Source organism: Nostoc sp. NMS9 (genome assembly GCF_017114995.1).
In the GTDB taxonomy this organism is placed as follows: Bacteria; Cyanobacteriota; Cyanobacteriia; order Cyanobacteriales; family Nostocaceae; genus Nostoc.
Map to the genome: position 1 here is coordinate 196,487 of NZ_JABXKL010000092.1, position 18,511 is coordinate 214,997.

Below are 18,511 nucleotides of genomic sequence, written 5' to 3' on the forward strand. Positions count from 1 at the left end.
CATCATAAATTTCTGTTGTAATTAGTGCAGGGTATAGCTAGCGTAAAGTGGACAATTTGACAATCTTTAATACTAAAACTACTTGGCGTATAGTCATAATCTGTCCGCACGCAAGAAGAACGCAAGACACTTAATATATGGTTCAGAATCTCGAAAGAACACGCCAGAGTGCAAGGTTTCCAGAAACTGCACCGGCTGCTAATCCCGTATTTTTTAGAACCTATAGCCGCCGTACAAAGGCGGGACTTAGGGAAACATGGGATGAGGTATGCGATCGCACTCTACTCGGCTTAGTCGAGTTGGGAAAGCTAACTCAAGAAGAAGCTGTCATCTTGGATAAGATGCAGCGCAACTTGAAAGCTATGCCTAGTGGGCGCTGGCTCTGGGTTGGTGGTACAGACTGGATAACCAAGCCAAAGAACTTTTCCGGGGCTTATAATTGCACTTCTACCAATCTCGAAGACTGGAGTGCCTTTGGATTAATGATGGATTTGGCAATGATGGGTTGTGGCACTGGAGCCGTCCTAGAACCACAATTTATTAACCAGTTGCCTCCCATTCGTAATCAACTGAATGTCACTGTAAAAGGTGAAATTGGCAGCACTCCTGTCCAACAGCGGCGTGAATATACTGAAACTCATATAGAAGGCAATAACGTCACTATTCACGTTGGAGATAGCCGTGAAGGTTGGGTTGAATCATATCAAACCCTATTAGAACTCTCTACTGATGAACAGTTTTCACTAGAAGTCGAAGTACTAGTTGATATCAGTGATGTCCGCAAATCAGGAGAAACTCTCAACGGCTTTGGAGGAGTTGCTAATCCTGTAAAATTGCCCGGACTTTATCAGCGTTGTGCTTCTATTTTGAATAAAGCTGTAGGACGACAATTAAATTCAGTTGAATGCTGTCTATTAATCGATCAAGCTGCTGTCACAATTGTTGCCGGTAATATTAGGCGATCAGCTGGCATGAGGCAAGGTTCTAGCAAAGATAGTTTGTTTGCCGATGCCAAAGATAACTTATGGCAGCAAGATGAAAATGGCAACTGGCGAATCGATCCAGAGCGTGATGCACTCAGAATGGCAAACCATACAAGAGTTTTTCACAGTAAGCCGACCTTAGAAGAATGTGTTGGTGCTGTCCGCAAACAATATTACAGCGGAGAGGGAGCAATTCAATGGGCTGGTGAAGCTGTAGCGCGATCAAACATTGATTTGCTGCCAACACAAGCTTTGAAAGTTAATTTTTTGCAAGCTTATGAACAAGGAACAGCAAAACAGTGGTTAAAAGAACGTTATCGAAATCTTGATGCTAATGAGCTAGAACATCGTTTAGCTCGTTACGGTTTAAATCCGTGTGGTAATTGATTTTGCCTCACGTTAAAAACCTCGCAAAAACGGGGAAAGCTGAGATGCTAATCCCGTGGTAATCAAAGGAAGTAAAAAGCCTTTGACACCGTACAGCGTAGAGAGTGAAACTAGACTACATCGAAAATTGGTGTCTAGAATATAATCTCTCCAAGAGTGCGGGGGCGGATGTGAAAAACACTTTTATTATCTGAAGTCACATCTGCAAAATGTACGCGGAGCTACTGCAAATAATCAAGCAGTAGAACTAGAGGATAAAAAGCCTCTAGGGTAACAAATCTGGAAATCATCGGTAGTAACTTCCACTGCAATTTGTCTGAGGTTCACCTCAATCAAATTGACCCACATAACTACAAAGAACAGGAGGAAGCTTTCACTGCTGGGGCGCTATCTGTAGCAGCACTTTTAAATCACAAATTCCTAGAACCACGCTATCAATACAGCCGTGAATTAGACCCGATTGTCGGAGTTTCTTTTACAGGTTTATTTGATTTCTTTGTCCATGCTTTTGGCATTGATTGGCTACGCTGGTGGGAAGCAGGAAGACCAGCAACTGCACAAGGATTAGCTTTCAAGCGTAAGGAAGAGAAATACCTAACTTATTGGAGAGATATTGTACATCGGGTGGTTTGGGATTATTGCGATCGCCACAATCTCAAGCGCCCAAATCGTTGCACCACAGTGCAACCCAGTGGCACTAAAGCTTTATTAACTAATGCTAGTTCAGGGTGGCATCCTCCCAAAGCCCAAAGATTTATTCGTCGAATCACCTTCGGTAAAAATGACCCAGTAGCCTTAGCTTGTATTGACTATGGTTACAACATCATTCCCTCTCAATCAGACAAAGATGAACAGGGCAATTTGCTTAACGATCCCTTTGATTCACGGGTGAGTGAATGGCTAGTGGAAATACCTGTTTCTGTGACTTGGGCTGATTTACCAGGGGCTGATGAAATTGATGTTTCTAAATTTTCAGTCTTAGCCCAATTTGATTTTGTCCTCCAGGTTCAACGTTGGTACGTGACTCACAACACATCAGCTACTTTGGAACTTCGCTCTGATGAAATCGAGCCTTTGGGACAGCGCATTTACGAAACCATCCAGAATGATGAAGGATATATTTCAGCGGCTCTTTTAGCGCGTTTTGACGATTTGCAATCATTCCCACGTTTGCCATTTGAACCAATAAATAAATCAACCTACGAGCGCTTAACTCAAGAGGTGAAAGCGCGGCGCAAAACAGATGATTTCTGTGCAGTACTAAGCCGCTACGATTTAGGCGAAATGACAGAGGCTGGCCCTAGTGGTTGTGATTCTGATAAGTGTATGTTTCCCGATCAGCAACCAAGCTCATAACACGAAATGATAAGGGAGTAGGGAATGGGGAGTAGGGAGTAGGGGAGATGAAGAAGACAAGGGAACTACTAAACCCAATGTCCCATGCCCCATGCCCAATGCCCCATACCCAATGCCGTAACACGTTACGATCAATTAAGAAGTAATAATTTTTTACGGCAGTGCCAGGAGTCTTTTTATGTTCATTGATGAATTGTCACCTATATTCAGAGAATTTACTCGGTATCCAGTCTCATTTGTGGGTGGGTTTTTCTCTGGTGTGCTTCGACTCAATCTTGCAGATGATCCAGTTAAAAGCTGGCTAGATAAACAGATCCGCTCAAATAGTTACACCAGCAGCACCACAACGGATGCACATAACGGCAAAGCCACTGGTCCTCAGCAGATTTCGATTGATTAAAAACTCTAGCCATACATAGTTGAATTTACTACAAAACACGGAGTCAGTGCTGCCGACGGTAGCACTGACTCCCTATTTTTTACAATAATTATTTTATTTTCTGGAAGTCACTTACTACTTGATTGGCACTCTGAGCATGAGCGCACCCACTTGGTCTGATGTAGGGCCGGGCTTGAAATTGATGTGGCACAATGCACACTCCGCCCTGAAGTTGCTGAGAGGAATTGAGCGTCGATAGTACCATTTATTGTCCACACGCTGGACGGATGTGTACGCCTGCCCTGCCAGCGCCAGCGCGTTTGCCTGACGCTCAAAGTTGTCGCTGGGGCGATCGTTTTCCCGAAGCGGGCCAACAGTGCCGACTAACCGCATATCCTTGTTCTGATCGTTAAATATCAGTGAGATGGACTGCTTACCCTGCTCCACGTTTTCTGCCGTCGTCTCGTCGAACTCCTGTGTTAGCGCTGCGAACAATGTGTTGAACATAAGATCGCTCGTCTGTTGAGCGATCGCAACCTTCTGAGTTGGGGGTGGATAGTCAAAAGCACGGGCAATTGAAGTGAAACTAAACCCGATCACGAGCAACACCACAAAAATTCCATAGCTGACTAGCTTTTTAAGACGCATTCTCTCTCTTACTCCTTTGGTTTTGTATTGTTCCTAACTCATACCAATCCTGGGTGAAGATACATATAACAAGACCCTCTTGTAGTCTCCCCAATAACTTGGGTAACCGACGTAGCTGGGAGTAAATATATACAACTTCACAAAGAAACGATATCAGCAACTCCGCATTACGGATGGAACTTTTACCCAGCAAAGGCTTAGGGTATATGGCAGAGGTAAGAATTCATTTTCTATCTGCTATAAGAGTATATTCGCGTAGTGTATAGTACAATATTATCATATTAAACAGGGAAAATACTAATACAGTACTACGTAAATTTAAGTACTATCTCAATTAACAAGGTTTAGGCTTGATCAATTGTTAAAGGTAGGTAAACTTCCACCGTGCTGTACTAGTTGGTTGTTCCCCTATTAAGAGATACTAAAGGCAGGTACATAGGCAAGGTAATATGGAATCCCTAACCTCTCGTATGCAGGCGGTACAGTCGCCAATTATTCCTGTGGTTGGGGAACTGATTAAAAACTCTCCTGGAACAATCTCTCTAGGACAAGGTGTTGTTTTTTACAACCCACCACATGAAGCCATAGAATTTTTAGCCAAATTCTTAGCCGAACCAGCTAATAATTTATACAAATCAGTCGAAGGAATTCCGCCTTTACTGACAGCACTTGTGGGAAAATTGCAAGCCTTCAACGGAATTGAAATCAACCAGGAAAACTGCATCGTTGTGACAGCAGGAAGCAATATGGGATTTATGAATGCCATTCTTGCTATCACTAACCCAGGTGACGAAATTATTCTAAATACACCCTACTATTTCAACCACGAAATGGCGATCGCAATGGCTGGTTGTCGTTCGGTATTAGTGGCGACAGATGAAAATTACCAACTGCGAAAAGAAGCGATCGCTCAAGCAATTACTCCGAAAACACGGGCTGTGGTGACAATTTCACCAAATAATCCGACTGGAGTTGTCTATTCTGAAGCCGTATTGCGCCAAGTAAATCAAATTTGTGCTAATCGCAGTATTTATCACATCAGCGATGAAGCTTATGAATACTTTACCTATAACGGGATAAAACACATTTCACCTGGTGCATTTGGTAATAGTAGCGAGTACACCATTTCTCTCTATAGCCTTTCCAAAGCATACGGTTTTGCCAGTTGGCGCATTGGCTACATGGTGATTCCCAAACATTTACTTGTCGCTGTTAAAAAAGTTCAGGATACAATTTTGATTTGTCCGCCAGTCATTTCTCAATATGCAGCTTTAGGGGCATTGCAGGCAAAAGAGGAGTATTTGAAGAGTAATATAGGAGCGATCGCTCAAGTACGCCAACTAGTATTAGACTCCCTTAACCGTCTACAAGGCTTATGTAGCATTATCCCAGCCAATGGCGCTTTCTATTTTTTACTCAAAGTTCATACCCAGATGGATGCTTTTGAGTTAGTCAAAAGACTGATTCAGGAACATAAAGTAGCAGTTATTCCAGGTACAACCTTTGGCATGGATGACGGATGCTACCTACGTGTTGCTTATGGGGCGCTGCAAAAAGAGACGGTAAAAGAAGGTATAGAGAGATTAGTGCAAGGTTTGGAAACTATAGTTAGGAGTTAGGAGTCATTCAATTTTGGATTTTAGATTTTTCCTTAAATTTATCAGGGCGTTAAGCTGTGTTAGCGTACCTCGTTTGTAATCCCAAATATAAAATTCAACAGATGCCAATTATTAATAAGTTAATTGAAATTGAAACTGAGTCAAAAATTAATATTCATAATATCACCCCACAAATTCAAGATTTTATTGCCTCAACATCAATTAAAAATGGACAAGCTTTAGTATTTTCTCGACACACTACAACCGCATTAGCTATCAACGAAAATGAAGTCAGATTATTAGAAGATATAAAAATATTCTTACAAAAATTAGCACCAGAGTCAGATAGCTATTTGCATAATGATTTACATTTAAGAGATGTTCCAGAAGATGAGCCGATTAATGCTCACTCTCATTTAATGGCAATGATGCTGACCACGAGTGAGATAATTCCCATTGTGGATGGTAAATTAGCTCTGGGAACCTGGCAATCTGTGTTGTTTTTTGAGTTAGATGGCCCGCGAAAAAGAACGGTATTTGTACAAATTTATGGCGAATAATGCAATTTCAAACTGCAATCTTCCTAGAACAACCTAAATCTGAGAAAATTACGAACACGACCAACAACTGTATCAGTTGAATTTACCTACAGCAATTAAAAACTTGAAAGAATGTTTTCCAGCATTACCTTCCTTTCCACAAACCAGGACTTTCATTGTGTCAAAGGCAGACCCCATTAGTTATGAAAAATAACGATAATTTTGTATTACGTAATACTTGGTACTATGCTTTGCCTAGCGATCAAATCAAGCCAGGTATGATGATCAGCCGCATTTTCTTAGGAGAACCGGTGCTGTTAGTTCGCAGCCAGGATGGCAAAGTGTCCGCAATGACCGACATTTGTCCCCATCGTGGTGTGCCCTTGAGTTGTGGGAGATTCAATGGGCAGGAAGTTGAATGCTGTTACCACGGTTGGCGCTTTAACTCCGCTGGGCGCTGTACTGCGATACCTTCTCTTGTGGAGGAGCAGCAAATGGATTTGAGTCGCTTTGACGTGCATTCATATAGTGTTCGGGAAGCCCAAGGAAATATCTGGATATATATGCCCGATCCCGATAACCCTCAACCTGCTTCTGAGATGGAAATTCCGGTAATTCCAGGATTTGACGATCGCTCTCACCAGTTTGTCGAGGTGGTAAAATTCCCTTGTTTTATAGATCATGCAGTGGTAGGTCTGATGGACCCGGCTCATTCACCTTATGTTCATCGCGCTTGGTGGTGGCGAAATGAGCAATTGCACGAGGAAGTAAAGCAATTTGATGCTTCGCCCTACGGCTTTACGATGCGACGACACCGATTACCTGCGAATGGGGGTCGATTATACTGGCTGATTGGCGGTGGTGTCCCGGAAACGGAGATTTCTTTTCGTTTACCTGGAGTCAGAATTGAAGAAACCACCATTGGTAATCATCGAGTCGTTAATTTGACGGCAGTTACACCAATTTCAGACACAGAAACGGAGGTAACTTTTGCTCTTTACTGGACACTTCCTTGGGTGGGATTTTTCAAGCCTCTGTTACATGTGCTGGCGCGGACTTTCATTGGCCAAGACCGAACGGTAGTAAAAAAGCAGCAGATTGGTTTGAAATATAACCCTGTGCTGCGGCTGATTAAGGACTCAGATATGCAGGCGCAGTGGTATTACCAGTTGAAGCGGGAGTATGCTCGATCTGTCGCTGAAGGACGAGAATTTGTCAATCCTGTCAAGGGTCAAATACTCCGCTGGCGTGCTTAAATTACTCCAAAGAAAATTCTGCAAATTCTCTTTGTCCGAATAGCATATTTCGGTCTACAGCAGACAATATTTTATTATTGGCGCGATCGCTATTTAAACTGCGACCAACTAACTGCGCGACATCTGCACGATTAATGCTACCAATAATGTGCGGATCTTCAGTCAAAACGCCATTACCCGTTGCTGGTTCTGACTTTAGTCCACCAGGACGGATGATTGTGTAGGTAAGTCCACTGGCAATTAAGTGTTGTTCGGCTTTGTCTTTCTCAGCTAAAACTTTTCCCAGTACCTCTAAAACTTGGGGTGACGCAGCAACAACACTATTGCCAGCACCGATGGAAGATACAAGAATAAACTTTTGTACTCCAGCTTTAACTGCTGCATCGATCAGATTTCTATTACCAGGGTAATCCGGTCTTTCTACATCTGATGGTAAACCGCCAATTGTACTGATAACGGTGTGAATAGGTTGATCTGTCTGGATGGCGCGTTCTACATCGCCAACATTCAAGGCATCACCCAGAACTACTTCAATACCCATTGCTTCTAGTTCAGTAGCAACTGCTGCTGTTCTCAGGAGTGCTTTGACTTTTAGCTGTTGCGCCCTCAAATATTGAGCAATTTCTCGACCAACACCGCGACTTGCTCCAGCTAGAAAAATATAAGATGCACTTGTCATAATAAACTTAACTATTTACGCTCAAAGGATTTTATCAGAGGATTGGCAGTATTTAATAGTTGCTCAAGCGACTGCGATGCTTCTGGTTGATGGCGAACATGAGTGTCAATAAACAAACTAATGATTTCACCCATCAGCAAACGGAAGCTTTCTTGAGGTTGGGTGGCGGGAAAGTCCAACAAGAGTGTATCTAAGGTGGAGTCTGGCCGATCAACTATCGAAAAGTGATTTGCTCCTTCCAAAAGTACTAGATAGCTGTCATTTCGTCCTCCAGTGATTGCTTCTTGGAATGTACGGATGACTGAGGTGGTAGTATTTCCAGGACTTACACCATAGCGATCGCTGCTGTAAGCAATCACTCCATCGCAGGTTCCTCCCATCAGTAGAAGTGGTAGGGAGTCTGGTAAGGGTAAGATAGTACCTGCTTCATACCCCAATAATAACGTTCCCATAGTGTGTAAACCATAACCAAAAGATGCTGCAACTTGAGGGAAAAAATGAGGATCAGCATTTTCGAGCGCTACTCTACCACCTGCGGAGTGTCCACCTAAAATTATGCGTTGCAGATCAAGCATTCCAGCTAAAATACCCTCAAACTGTAACTGTTCCACTTTCGCTAGCAGTGTTGGCAAAGCCAAAGCAGTGGGAACAGTACGATAAATTGTTGGTTTCATCTTTTCAAAATCAACCCCTGGATTCAGACTAATTACTCCTGGTATAATTTCCGCAATCCAGTTAAAGAGAATCACCACTAGTCCACGTTCAGCGAGTTTAACCGCCAACCATTGATATTGTTGAGCATCACAGTTAAACCCGTTGAAGAAAATCACTACTGGAAAAGGTGCTTTTTCTAAATCAACTGGCAAAATTCCCCTATTTCGTTCTACGTTACGCCTCGATATCTGTGCTGGATAGAAAATTTTCAGGTGAATGGTATCGTAAGGAGACTGGAAACCCTCAATTTTAGCAGCTTGGAAAAAAGCACGAACTGTCATCTGGTTCTTCCTAATATCATTTTCAGAAAATTTTTCTATCCCCAGGTACAACTGCTCCTAACAATCCCAATCTAGCGATCGCAAATAACGGGGTAACTATAATTACAAAAATATTGAAATAGCAATTATACCTAACCCAATTGTAGGAAGTATTTTAGTAAATATTTGTGCAAATGTAGCAAATAACTTTTCAATGGATTTACTTATGGCTAAAAAATCTCAACCCAATCTAGAACAATACCAAGATGTCAGATTATCTGCCACCACAAGAATTTGGGTAATTACAGTAGCTATTCTGGGAGTTTGCGTCCCATTATCAGCCGTTACTAGAAGCGGTGCTATTCTTCCTTTAGTTGCTATTGGTGGCGCAGCTGTTGGTACAGTTGCTGTTTGGCGTTCTGATGAGCAAAAATCAAAAACTAACTATTTGCACCAGCAGCAAATAGAACTGCTAGAACGGAGATTAGCGAATTTAGAAACAATTGTTAGTAGCGATGACTTGAATTTGCAAATGAAAATTAAACAGATTGAAGCAAGGGATACTTTTGGTGACTCTTCTGATGTAAGTACTACACCCAGACAACCAAAACGCAAAGGTTAAAATTAGCCAATCTTCACCATTTATTTTGATTTCAGATGATATTTCCGAGAATTATCGTCACTAGGTTATTTTTATGTAGCTATTTGCTGACTTAACGTTACTGTAATCTTTAAATCCGTCTCAAATTCAACTTTCCTTTACAGCTAGAAGTGTTTCTAGAGAAACAGTATCTCGATCTCTATCTCCGTTAGAATTGACTGATCTCATCTAATTCTATATACTTCAACTGCATCAGTTCATGAAATGTCTAAGTGCTATCCATCTATCTCTTTCCCGGAAACATTTGTCAATGGCTGTGTTTTATTAGACTGTTAATATTACTGAATTTTTAATTAAGTAAGGTTATAAACTTGAGTAATTGCATTTGTATAGCTTACCGTAGGTATGCAATAGTTTGCCGCAGGAATGCAGATGGATTGGATTAGCTTACTCAAAGCTCAACAAATTGACTTCCTTCAACGTGTGAAAAAACCTAAAACTTATGACTTATCTTTGCTGGAAAGTCAAGTTAAAGGTTGTCACACTGAAGTTATGGCCCTTTGGGGCGAGCCTTTGGCTAGACTCCAGGAACTTTCTCGCCAACAAGCAGAAGTTCTCGCCAAAAATCCGCCGCCGACACCGCCGGAATATCCTGAGCCTCCTGACTGGACGATACCCTTTCCCAAATACTTCCAACAACAAGCCCAAGATTATCTTTTGCGCGAGCATATTGTTGACAAGGTAATAACTGAACGCTTGGGCAAGTTAGTAAAAAAGGTGTCACAAGATACTTTGCAAAACATGATTTTAGATGATGAGGGAAATTTGGGTGGCGAAAGTAAATTTCCTTATACGCTCAAAGATCATCCTCAGCTAAGCGTTCAAGTTTACGTTGCTGATGGAGAAAGTTTTAATGGTATTAAGAAAGACAAAATTAGGTGGTCAGTTACTCAAGAAGATTTAAAAAATCACCAAGTATTAATTTTTCTCTGTTTGTTTTATCCATCTACAGGTAATTTAGGTTACGAGAAACAAAGTATAATGACAGGGTTTTTACCTACAAATGAACTTGAATTTTCTGAGCCAAAACTGTATGTAACTCCGAGTAATTTGTTATATGCGGGAGGGTTGAGTTGGTATTTAGAATCACTTATGGGTAAAAAAGACACGTCGCCAGTAATTAATGAGAGAGCGATCGCAGATACAATACAGACTTTACCATCAGAACATTGTCTCAAGGGTATAGTCGGTGACTGGGAATGCTGGCAGACTTTGCAAGGACACACCAGAGGCATTAATTGTCTAGCTTTCAGTTCCGGGTGTAACAATGGCAAAGCCTTACCCATATTGGCAAGTGGTAGTCGTGGAGAGACGAAACTCTGGGATTTAAGCAAGGGTGAATTAATAGAGACATTATCAGAGTATCCTTGGGTAATATCTGGGCTAGTGGATGAAGTGAATTCCCTAGCTTTTAGTTCAGATGGACAGACTTTAGTGAGTTGCGGTGCAGATTCGACAATTAAGCTTTGGCACGTAGGCGCTTTAGACTTGATAGATATTTTGCACAAACATAATGGAGTAGTGCGGTGTGCTGCTTTCACCCCAGATGGGAGAATGTTAGCGACAGGCGGAGATGACAGAAAAATTCTCTTTTGGGATTTGATGCAACGTCAAGTAGCGATCGCACTTTCTTTAGATGATACAGCTGCTCATTCCCTAGTTTTAAGTCGAGACGGCGAAACTCTAGTTACAGGTAGCTACCGCAAAATCAAAGTTTGGCGCACCTCACCCCAAACGGGAATCAAAAGTTTAAAAGATACACAACCACTGCATACTTTTATGGGTCATTCTCACATCGTTTGTTCCTTAGGAATCAGTGCAGATGGTAAACTACTTGTGAGTGGTAGCTGGGATCAAACGATTAAAGTTTGGCAATTGGAGACTGGGGAATTACTTCATACCCTTAAAGGGCATAGAGATAGAGTATATGCGATCGCTTTAAGTCCCGATGGGCAAATTATTGCTAGCGGTAGTGCTGATAAAACCATTAAGTTGTGGCATCTACAAACCGGGGAATTGCTGGGTACGTTTACAGGTCATACTCATATAGTTACAGCATTAGCCTTCACAGCTTCCGGCGAGATGTTGGTAAGTGGTAGTTTGGATAAGACAATTAAAATTTGGCAACGGAGTTAAAACTAATTCGTAATTCGTAATACTCGTCTTCTCTACGAGACGCTATGCGAACGGCGAGAAGCAAGCTACGTAATTCGTAATTCGTGATTGTCGAGTCTTTGAAACTTGTGGATGAAGCTCAGAAGTTCATTAATGAGTGTTTGAACTCCTTTAATGAGTCTTCGAGCTTCATTAATGAGTGTTTGAACTCCTTTAATGAATCTTTGAACTCCTTTAATGAGTGTTTGAACTCCTTTAATGAGTCTTTGAGCTTCATTAATGAGTGTTTGAACTCCTTTAATGAGTCTTTGAGCTTCATTAATGAGTGTTTGAACTCCTTTAATGAGTCTTTGAGCTTCATTAATGAGTGTTTGAACTAGATTTATCCACCTTTGATACTCGTTAACGAGTCTTTGATACTACTCTCTGCGTCTCTACGCCTCTGCGGGAAACTTAAAACTGTACTAACAGCGTTTCCAAGTAGCGAGTTAAATTATATACAATAGCTTATTAGTTGCCTACATTCACAGATACCGAGTTAAAGCTGACAGTTAAACAAGTTTTTAGCTGGTTAACTATGAGTTAAGTAATATAGCGGTTCTCAGTTAAGTGCAATATAAACTTAACCCCCAACCCCTTCCCTACTAGCGTTGGGAGTAAATTTCAAAGCCTCTCTCCTTTTAGGAGAGAGGTTTGGAGAGAGGTCAAAGTCTATTGCATATAAACGAAAAGCGCTAAACAGGTGCATTTTTACCAAATTGATGCTGTTGGAGAATAGTCTATGGCGATGACGAAGCTCTGGAAGTTTTTGCGAAACATTCAGGATTTGAATTGGGGACAAGGCGTAGAGGTAACAAAGACTGGAGCCGAAGCTGCTAAAGCCGTGCTTGATTTGGCAAAAGCAATTAAGGAGCAAAAACCCAATGTTCAAAATTTCAAACCATATCTAGAACAGATTTCGTCGCTATTAGATGTATTTAATTCTCCTCTCGGTCAAATTACTAAAGAAGTAATTCCCTTTGCACCCATCGCCATTACTATACTAAAGTTCATTATTGATGCAACCAACAAAGAGCCAAGTTTAGAAAACTGTGTGCTACTAGTTAGTCAGGGTGCTTACATAGATAGCTTTCAGGATATTCTTAAACAAGATTCGGAATTACTCAATAAAATTGATCAAAACCTTCCAGCTTCTCATGCTTTAGCCTTACAAATTCAGAAATTAGGTGAGCAAGAATTTGATGCGCGGAAAGTGAAAAAAGGCATCCTCTATTTCCACGAATCTCAGCTAGCAGAATCATTTAATCAGATTTTACAACAACGCTTGCAAGAAGCCGGATTATCCGAGGCAGAAGCAAAAACTTTCACTGAACGGGTGGCGCGTCACACTGATGAATATATGCAAGACGCATTGGTAGAAGTCGGAGAGAAAGCCGACAAACTTTGGAAATGGTATAGCACCGGAGGAAAAGAAAAGCTAGAGAAAAATCTGAATATTGAAGATTATTTGGAAGAGGTAATTAAACCAAAGCCAGAAGAAAATATTTTTGATGAAACCGATATTACCTTTCGGGACTTGTATGTACCTTTGCAAGTCAAAGAACTGGATGCCAAGGACGATGCAAATCTGGAACTGGAAGCGTGGGTTAAGGCAATATTGAATGACCCAAATGCAAAACACAAACAAGTTTTGTTTATTCAGGGCGAAGCCGGACGGGGGAAAAGTGTCTTTTGTCGAATGTTTGCCGATTGGGTACAGCGCGAATTACATCCAAGCTTTACCCCAATTCTGATTCGGTTGCGAGATTTGCGTGTACTAAAAGATAACTTAACTGATACTCTAGAGAACTATTTACAACACCTTGATTTTGTCACCAGTGATTCAGGCTGGCTGACCGATAAAAATACTCGCTTTTTATTTTTACTGGATGGGTTTGACGAGTTGTTGTTAGAAGGACGAGCCAGCGGCGGCTTGAAGGAATTTTTAGAACAGGTGGAGCAGTTTCAAAAAGACCCCTTTTGCCGTCATCAGTTTTTGATTACCGGTCGTCCCCTAGCGCTGCAAGGAATTGAGCGCCTGCTTTCACAAACCAAAAGCTTGAAGCGCGTCGAACTTCAGCCAATGGATGACTCACTTCGGCAAAAATGGCTGGAGAAATGGGCAGTTGCAGCTCAAGTTAACAAGAGTGAGTATGAAGAATTTTTGCATCAATTAGATAGTGGTCAATTTGACTCACAACGCTTGCTCCGTATTATAGGCTATAGCCATTGCCTTGGTATTTCTGCCTTTAGGGACAATTTAGGGCTATTTATCAGGGGTGCTAACTTCAAGGGTGCCGACCTCAGCTATGCTGACCTCAACAGTGCCGACCTCAGAGGTATCGATTTCAGCAATGCATACCTCACCCTTGCCTATCTCAGCCGTACCAATCTCACCCTTGCTAACCTTACCCTTGCCTACCTCAGAGGTGCTGATCTCAGCCGTGCTATCCTCAACGGTGCCAACCTCAGCCGTGCCAACCTCAGCCGTGCTGATCTCAGCCGTGCTATCCTCAACGGTGCCAACCTCAGCCGTGCCAACCTCAGCCGTGCTGATCTCAGCCGTGCTATCCTCAACGGTGCCAACCTCAGCCGTGCCAACCTCAGCGATGCCAACCTCAGCGATGCCGACCTCAGCCGTGCCAACCTCAGCCGTGCCAACCTCAGCCGTGTCTGTGTTTCGCTGGGATAGAATTCCTAAAACTCCATCTGGCAGAATTGTTAATCGCTTTGAAATTCATCCCGACTGGGCAATTGAAATTCTTTCCTCAGAGCAAAGGTTAAAAAAAGTATTGAGTAAGTTATTGCATTGTTCACGCAATGGTACTGAACTAGGCTGGTTAATTAACCCAGAAGACGAAAGTGTGCTGGGAATTTTTCCTGGACAGCGATTGGAATTATACGAAGGTGCTGATAAATTACCCATTCTTGAGGGTATCGAATTGGAACTGACTGTTGAACAAGTTTTTGGCTGGTTGAGTTTGACGTAAAAAAGCGTTCCGTAAAGTTGCTGGATTCTGACTTTTCAGGTCATCTGGAAAGACCCACGAAAAACCTAACCCCCTTCCCGTTGCAGGAAGGGAAAAATTCAAAGTCTCTGACGATGGATGAAGCTTGGCAAGCAGCCTAGATGGCAGGTTTCGCGGATGACGTTGCGGCGATGCCAATGCAAATGCATACAGTCGTGAGTGAGGGAGGTAGTAATCTCTCTGGCGGACAACGACAACGGCTGTTGATTGCGAGAGTGTTAGCATTGAAACCGCGGATTTTGCTATTTGATGAAGCGACTAGTGCCTTAGATAATAGAACCCAAGCAATTGTCAGTCAAAGCTTAGAGCAGTTAAAAGTGATAAGAATTGCGATCGCTCATCGCCTCAGTACTATTCAAAACGCTGACCGAATTTAGGTACTTCAAGCTGGCAGCGATGGCTCCGCCCGCCGCAGGCATCGCAAGATTTTTTCCTAATATACAAATACAATAACCAAGTTTTTCTAATAGGATAGCTTGTATTGATTGACTGATAGAGCTTCTAGAGATTAGCCTCCCGGAAAGTGACAGAAGAAGAATACCAGCGATCGCGCTAGGTTCTGGCACTGACTTCAATATCAAGTTAATAGATGTAATGGAAATTCATATCAAGTTAATAGATGTAATGGAAATCCATTTTCTACATTTAATTTTAGGATCGGATGAATATAAAATCTTATATCTGTGTTGTTTATTGCTGTACATATCCCTTTTTCTTTTAACCTGTCTATAGCTTTAAAATGTTGTTTCAAAGGCAATCAAACAGGTCTGTTTCTACAGATTAAAATAAAATTTAGACTATACTTTACGGATAATTTATATAGAATTTAAGCTTAGTTGATATTACTAGATATCCATCCTTTGGCGTCTAAGTTAGAATGCGATTAGACAACTAAAGCTTGTATCCTATTAATTATTAAAAAATAATGGTTATTTCACAACGTGGCATTATCACCTATGCTTACGGAGCATCTTATTATCTAGAAATGGCAAAGTCATTAGCACGTTCTCTACGTCTTCATTCACCAAATGTTCCGCGTGCTATTGTTACTGATAATGAAAATGATAAAGATTTACTAGAGCTTTATAATTACGTTATAAATATTAGAGATGAATATGGTTCTAACGTAAAACAAAAGCTTCATGTCTATGATTATTCTCCATTTAAATATACACTGTGTATTGATAGTGATTGCATAGCAGTAAGGGATATTAACTTTATTTTTGATGATTTTAAAGGCAGAAGTTTTAGTGTGGCAGGTAATACATATCTTCAAGCAGGTGATAAAGATAAGTTCATTGATGTAGATAATACACTCAAACTATTTAATCTCACAAAACTACCTAGATTTAATGGAGGTCTCTATTATTTTGAGAAAAACGATACTACAAAGGCATTTTTTGAAACAGCAGTAGAATTTTCAAGAGACTGGAGAAAGTTAGGTATTAGTGAATTTCGTGGAGATGGCCCTAATGATGAACGTATTTTTGGTCTAGCTATGATGCTACACAATCAATATATGTTTGAAGATCATGGTCAGATGATGCGAACACCTATCGGTCTTCGTGGTTCTTTTGATATAGATGCGATTACAGGTAAATCTACTTTTCAAAAATACAATCAGGTGGTGTCTCCTGCTCTTGTACACTTTGCCTGCGTTTGGGGAGAGCATCCTGTATATTATCGTGAAGTATCAAAGTTAAAAAACCTAGACAAAGGTTCAGCTAACCAGGTCAAGCCTAATATATTTTCCGCAATTAAATATAAGTTTGGCTATCAGATTGCTTTCTTAAGGTATATAGCTAAACGTGTACCTAAAAATCCTAAATATATTCAAGCTAGAGTGAAAAAACTTTTGATAGAATTGCCTGAGTTGATTAAAGCTAAATATAGAATTGAGCCAGTTCGGAGCAAATAAAGTTTGGTAAAACTCTGCATCCCTTTGTGCTTAATTTAAATTAATCAAAGGTTGCTTTGGTTACTTTCTGCATAGCTTTATTCGTATATAATGTGCTGTCTGTGGTTCAGACAGCACTTACAAAGTGCAATAGCGATCGCGCCTCACATTCTTAGCTTCTGACAGGTACTCAAAATTATATTTTTGTGAAACCTACAAGCATTGTATCTGTGGGTTTATTGTAGAAACTAGACGGTACAGCGCAAATTTGTGCGTACCACAAAAATCTGTATTGCCGTACTTTTATGGAAAATCAACTAGGATTAATTCTGAAACTGCTTTTACTCTCGGCTTTGTTATCAGTATTGATTAAGTATGCAGGGCCAAGTCTACCAATTCCGGCGACAGCAACCAACGCGCTGATTATAGTATTGTTACCGATTGCGATCGTAGCGATCGCTCTACTGTGGCGATTTCAAGCACAAAAACAAAATTAACTCAAACCATTTACGCACAAGTTCCTAAAATCAGCTAACCTAGCTTAATTACAAGAAAATTGCATCTTGCCAACCGTTGGGAGTTAGCCTGTGAACCTCGGTCAATGGATCGGCTTAATCGCCATAGTTCTTTCTTTATACATCTTGTGGCAAATTCGGGAAGTGCTTTTGCTCATGTTTGCCGCAGTTGTGTTAGCCACCACCTTAAATCGGCTAGCGAAACGCTTCCAAAGGTTTGGTATGAGGCGTGGATTCGCCGTCCTTCTAGCAGTAGCTATCTTTTTCGCAGGTGTCGTGGGTTTTTTCTGGCTTATTGTGCCGCCATTTGCCCAGCAGTTTCAAGAGCTAACCTATCAAGTTCCTAAAGGGTTTGGACGCTTTAATAGTTGGCTTGATGCCCTGAGAACTCGTATTCCTGACCAGTTAGTTCCTTACATCCCAGATATCAATAGTCTCATTCAACAAGTACAGCCCTTCGCCAATCGGCTACTGGGAAACTCCTTCGCCTTTGTATCTGGCTCTTTGGAAGTTGTCCTCAAGATTTTGCTAGTATTGGTTTTAACAGGAATGATGTTAGCCGACCCCGTGGCTTACCGCAAAGTATTTGTGCGGCTTTTCCCCTCATTTTATCGGCGGCGGGTAGATGGGATTTTAGATAAATGTGAAGTCTCCTTGGAGGGATGGATTACAGGCGCTTTCATTGCCATCTTTGTAGTGGGTCTGATGAGTCTGATTGGCTTATCAATTTTGCATGTCAAGGCCGCACTTGCTTTAGCGGTTTTAGCGGGATTTTTTAACTTGATTCCCAATTTGGGGCCAACAATGAGTGTAATCCCAGCAATGGCGATCGCCTTCTTGGATGAACCTTGGAAAGCGATCGCTGTCTTGATTCTCTACTTTATCATTCAACAGGTTGAGAGTAATTTCATCACGCCCGTTGTCATGGCGCATCAAGTATCATTGCTGCCAGCCATAACCTTAATTGCCCAGCTATTTTTTGTGACTTTCTTTGGCTTTTTAGGATTATTTCTAGCGCTACCTCTAACTGTTGTCGCTAAAATTTGGTTGCAAGAAGTGTTAATTAAAGATGTTTTGGATGAATGGGGGAATAACAATAGAAAAGAGACTGAGTTTGTGATAGTTTCTGAATCTCCTGGAACAGATAATAATTGGACGGCTGAAAATCCAGATATAAATGAGAATCCCTCGATTGATGATGATATCTTGAAAAAATAAGATTAGTCACTCGGAGTTATATGAAGTATTGCAAATTTTGAAGCGATTTGGATAATGAGTGCTGGAGTGAAAAAACAATAAGATTCCTAACTTCTTAAAAAAGTTGGGAATCTCATACTTTTGAGTCAGTCTGAAGAAATCCTATTTGAAAGAATAACCACCAGCATGGACACAATTAGCTAATCAGCTATTGTTTGTTCTGGTTTGTTATCTCTGCTTCTGATTTGTTTGACTCATT

14 protein-coding genes and 3 pseudogenes are annotated in these 18,511 nt (G+C 41.2%); 14 read left to right on the forward strand and 3 right to left on the reverse strand.

From position 1 onward, the window contains the following. Window positions 1–137: 137 nt before the first annotated feature. The 3 genes and pseudogenes from nrdJ (HWQ40_RS31255) to HWQ40_RS31265 all read left to right on the forward strand — a co-directional run. Window positions 138–1,364: pseudogene (gene nrdJ / locus HWQ40_RS31255) on the forward strand (ribonucleoside-triphosphate reductase, adenosylcobalamin-dependent); the annotation flags it as partial. 288 nt (window positions 1,365–1,652) lie between these two features. Continuing rightward, a pseudogene (gene nrdJ, locus HWQ40_RS31260) lies at window positions 1,653–2,726 on the forward strand (ribonucleoside-triphosphate reductase, adenosylcobalamin-dependent); the annotation flags it as partial. Between the two features lie 178 nt (window positions 2,727–2,904). After that, complete coding sequence (locus tag HWQ40_RS31265) at window positions 2,905–3,126, forward strand: hypothetical protein (RefSeq protein ID WP_292785740.1); 222 nt, start codon at window positions 2,905–2,907, stop codon at window positions 3,124–3,126. A 114-nt stretch (window positions 3,127–3,240) separates the two neighbouring features. Here the strand turns inward: HWQ40_RS31265 and HWQ40_RS31270 are convergent, their stop codons facing one another. Next, window positions 3,241–3,753, reverse strand: a complete 513-nt coding sequence (locus HWQ40_RS31270; protein ID WP_292785741.1) for a hypothetical protein — start codon at window positions 3,751–3,753, stop codon at window positions 3,241–3,243. Window positions 3,754–4,202: 449 nt separating this feature from the next. Here HWQ40_RS31270 and HWQ40_RS31275 point away from each other — a divergent pair, with 449 nt between their 5' ends. The 3 genes from HWQ40_RS31275 to HWQ40_RS31285 all read left to right on the forward strand — a co-directional run bounded on the left by HWQ40_RS31275 (window position 4,203) and on the right by HWQ40_RS31285 (window position 7,146). After that, window positions 4,203–5,372 carry a pyridoxal phosphate-dependent aminotransferase gene (locus HWQ40_RS31275; protein WP_292785743.1) on the forward strand — a complete coding sequence of 390 codons (1,170 nt, stop codon included), beginning with the start codon at window positions 4,203–4,205 and terminating at the stop codon, window positions 5,370–5,372. A gap of 101 nt (window positions 5,373–5,473) precedes the next feature. Next, window positions 5,474–5,911 (forward strand): secondary thiamine-phosphate synthase enzyme YjbQ, encoded by a 438-nt coding sequence (locus HWQ40_RS31280; RefSeq protein ID WP_292785744.1) that lies wholly within the window; start codon window positions 5,474–5,476, stop codon window positions 5,909–5,911. A 182-nt stretch (window positions 5,912–6,093) separates the two neighbouring features. Next, on the forward strand, window positions 6,094–7,146 hold the full coding sequence (locus HWQ40_RS31285) for an aromatic ring-hydroxylating dioxygenase subunit alpha (RefSeq protein WP_292785746.1): 1,053 nt from the start codon (window positions 6,094–6,096) through the stop codon (window positions 7,144–7,146). A 1-nt stretch (window position 7,147) separates the two neighbouring features. Here HWQ40_RS31285 and HWQ40_RS31290 read toward each other — a convergent pair whose 3' ends face one another. Continuing rightward, a complete protein-coding gene (locus tag HWQ40_RS31290) occupies window positions 7,148–7,825 on the reverse strand; it encodes an SDR family oxidoreductase (RefSeq protein WP_292785748.1) in 678 nt (225 codons plus the stop codon). A gap of 11 nt (window positions 7,826–7,836) precedes the next feature. Further along, window positions 7,837–8,820 carry a dienelactone hydrolase gene (locus HWQ40_RS31295; RefSeq protein WP_292785750.1) on the reverse strand — a complete coding sequence of 328 codons (984 nt, stop codon included), beginning with the start codon at window positions 8,818–8,820 and terminating at the stop codon, window positions 7,837–7,839. Window positions 8,821–9,025: 205 nt separating this feature from the next. On the opposite strand from HWQ40_RS31295, the gene HWQ40_RS31300 reads away from it, so the two are divergent. The 8 genes and pseudogenes from HWQ40_RS31300 to HWQ40_RS31335 all read left to right on the forward strand — a co-directional run bounded on the left by HWQ40_RS31300 (window position 9,026) and on the right by HWQ40_RS31335 (window position 18,273). Continuing rightward, window positions 9,026–9,421 (forward strand): hypothetical protein, encoded by a 396-nt coding sequence (locus HWQ40_RS31300; protein ID WP_292785752.1) that lies wholly within the window; start codon window positions 9,026–9,028, stop codon window positions 9,419–9,421. 405 nt (window positions 9,422–9,826) lie between these two features. After that, window positions 9,827–11,596 (forward strand): WD40 repeat domain-containing protein, encoded by a 1,770-nt coding sequence (locus HWQ40_RS31305; RefSeq protein WP_292785753.1) that lies wholly within the window; start codon window positions 9,827–9,829, stop codon window positions 11,594–11,596. A gap of 760 nt (window positions 11,597–12,356) precedes the next feature. Beyond that, window positions 12,357–14,306, forward strand: coding sequence for a pentapeptide repeat-containing protein (locus tag HWQ40_RS31310; RefSeq protein ID WP_292785754.1), 1,950 nt, complete (start codon window positions 12,357–12,359; stop codon window positions 14,304–14,306). Continuing rightward, window positions 14,254–14,604 (forward strand): Uma2 family endonuclease, encoded by a 351-nt coding sequence (locus HWQ40_RS31315; RefSeq protein ID WP_292785755.1) that lies wholly within the window; start codon window positions 14,254–14,256, stop codon window positions 14,602–14,604. The genes HWQ40_RS31310 and HWQ40_RS31315 overlap by 53 nt, the downstream gene beginning before the upstream one ends. 107 nt (window positions 14,605–14,711) lie before the next feature. Next, window positions 14,712–15,017 (forward strand): annotated as a pseudogene (locus tag HWQ40_RS31320) (ATP-binding cassette domain-containing protein); the annotation flags it as partial. A 551-nt stretch (window positions 15,018–15,568) separates the two neighbouring features. Further along, window positions 15,569–16,561, forward strand: a complete 993-nt coding sequence (locus tag HWQ40_RS31325; RefSeq protein WP_292785756.1) for a hypothetical protein — start codon at window positions 15,569–15,571, stop codon at window positions 16,559–16,561. A 284-nt stretch (window positions 16,562–16,845) separates the two neighbouring features. Further along, on the forward strand, window positions 16,846–17,037 hold the full coding sequence (locus tag HWQ40_RS31330) for a hypothetical protein (RefSeq protein WP_292785757.1): 192 nt from the start codon (window positions 16,846–16,848) through the stop codon (window positions 17,035–17,037). A gap of 90 nt (window positions 17,038–17,127) precedes the next feature. After that, complete coding sequence (locus tag HWQ40_RS31335; protein ID WP_292785759.1) at window positions 17,128–18,273, forward strand: AI-2E family transporter; 1,146 nt, start codon at window positions 17,128–17,130, stop codon at window positions 18,271–18,273. The last annotated feature ends 238 nt before the right edge of the window (window positions 18,274–18,511 follow it).

Coding starts and splice junctions, on each gene's coding strand:
- HWQ40_RS31300 (WP_292785752.1), top strand. CDS start 9,026: ATGGCTAAAAAATCTCAACCCAATCTAGAACAATACCAAGATGTCAGA.
- HWQ40_RS31290 (WP_292785748.1), bottom strand. CDS start 7,825: ATGACAAGTGCATCTTATATTTTTCTAGCTGGAGCAAGTCGCGGTGTT.
- HWQ40_RS31330 (WP_292785757.1), top strand. CDS start 16,846: ATGGAAAATCAACTAGGATTAATTCTGAAACTGCTTTTACTCTCGGCT.
- HWQ40_RS31305 (WP_292785753.1), top strand. CDS start 9,827: ATGCAGATGGATTGGATTAGCTTACTCAAAGCTCAACAAATTGACTTC.
- HWQ40_RS31270 (WP_292785741.1), bottom strand. CDS start 3,753: ATGCGTCTTAAAAAGCTAGTCAGCTATGGAATTTTTGTGGTGTTGCTC.
- HWQ40_RS31295 (WP_292785750.1), bottom strand. CDS start 8,820: ATGACAGTTCGTGCTTTTTTCCAAGCTGCTAAAATTGAGGGTTTCCAG.
- HWQ40_RS31310 (WP_292785754.1), top strand. CDS start 12,357: ATGGCGATGACGAAGCTCTGGAAGTTTTTGCGAAACATTCAGGATTTG.
- HWQ40_RS31280 (WP_292785744.1), top strand. CDS start 5,474: ATGCCAATTATTAATAAGTTAATTGAAATTGAAACTGAGTCAAAAATT.
- HWQ40_RS31275 (WP_292785743.1), top strand. CDS start 4,203: ATGGAATCCCTAACCTCTCGTATGCAGGCGGTACAGTCGCCAATTATT.
- HWQ40_RS31265 (WP_292785740.1), top strand. CDS start 2,905: ATGTTCATTGATGAATTGTCACCTATATTCAGAGAATTTACTCGGTAT.
- HWQ40_RS31325 (WP_292785756.1), top strand. CDS start 15,569: ATGGTTATTTCACAACGTGGCATTATCACCTATGCTTACGGAGCATCT.
- HWQ40_RS31285 (WP_292785746.1), top strand. CDS start 6,094: ATGAAAAATAACGATAATTTTGTATTACGTAATACTTGGTACTATGCT.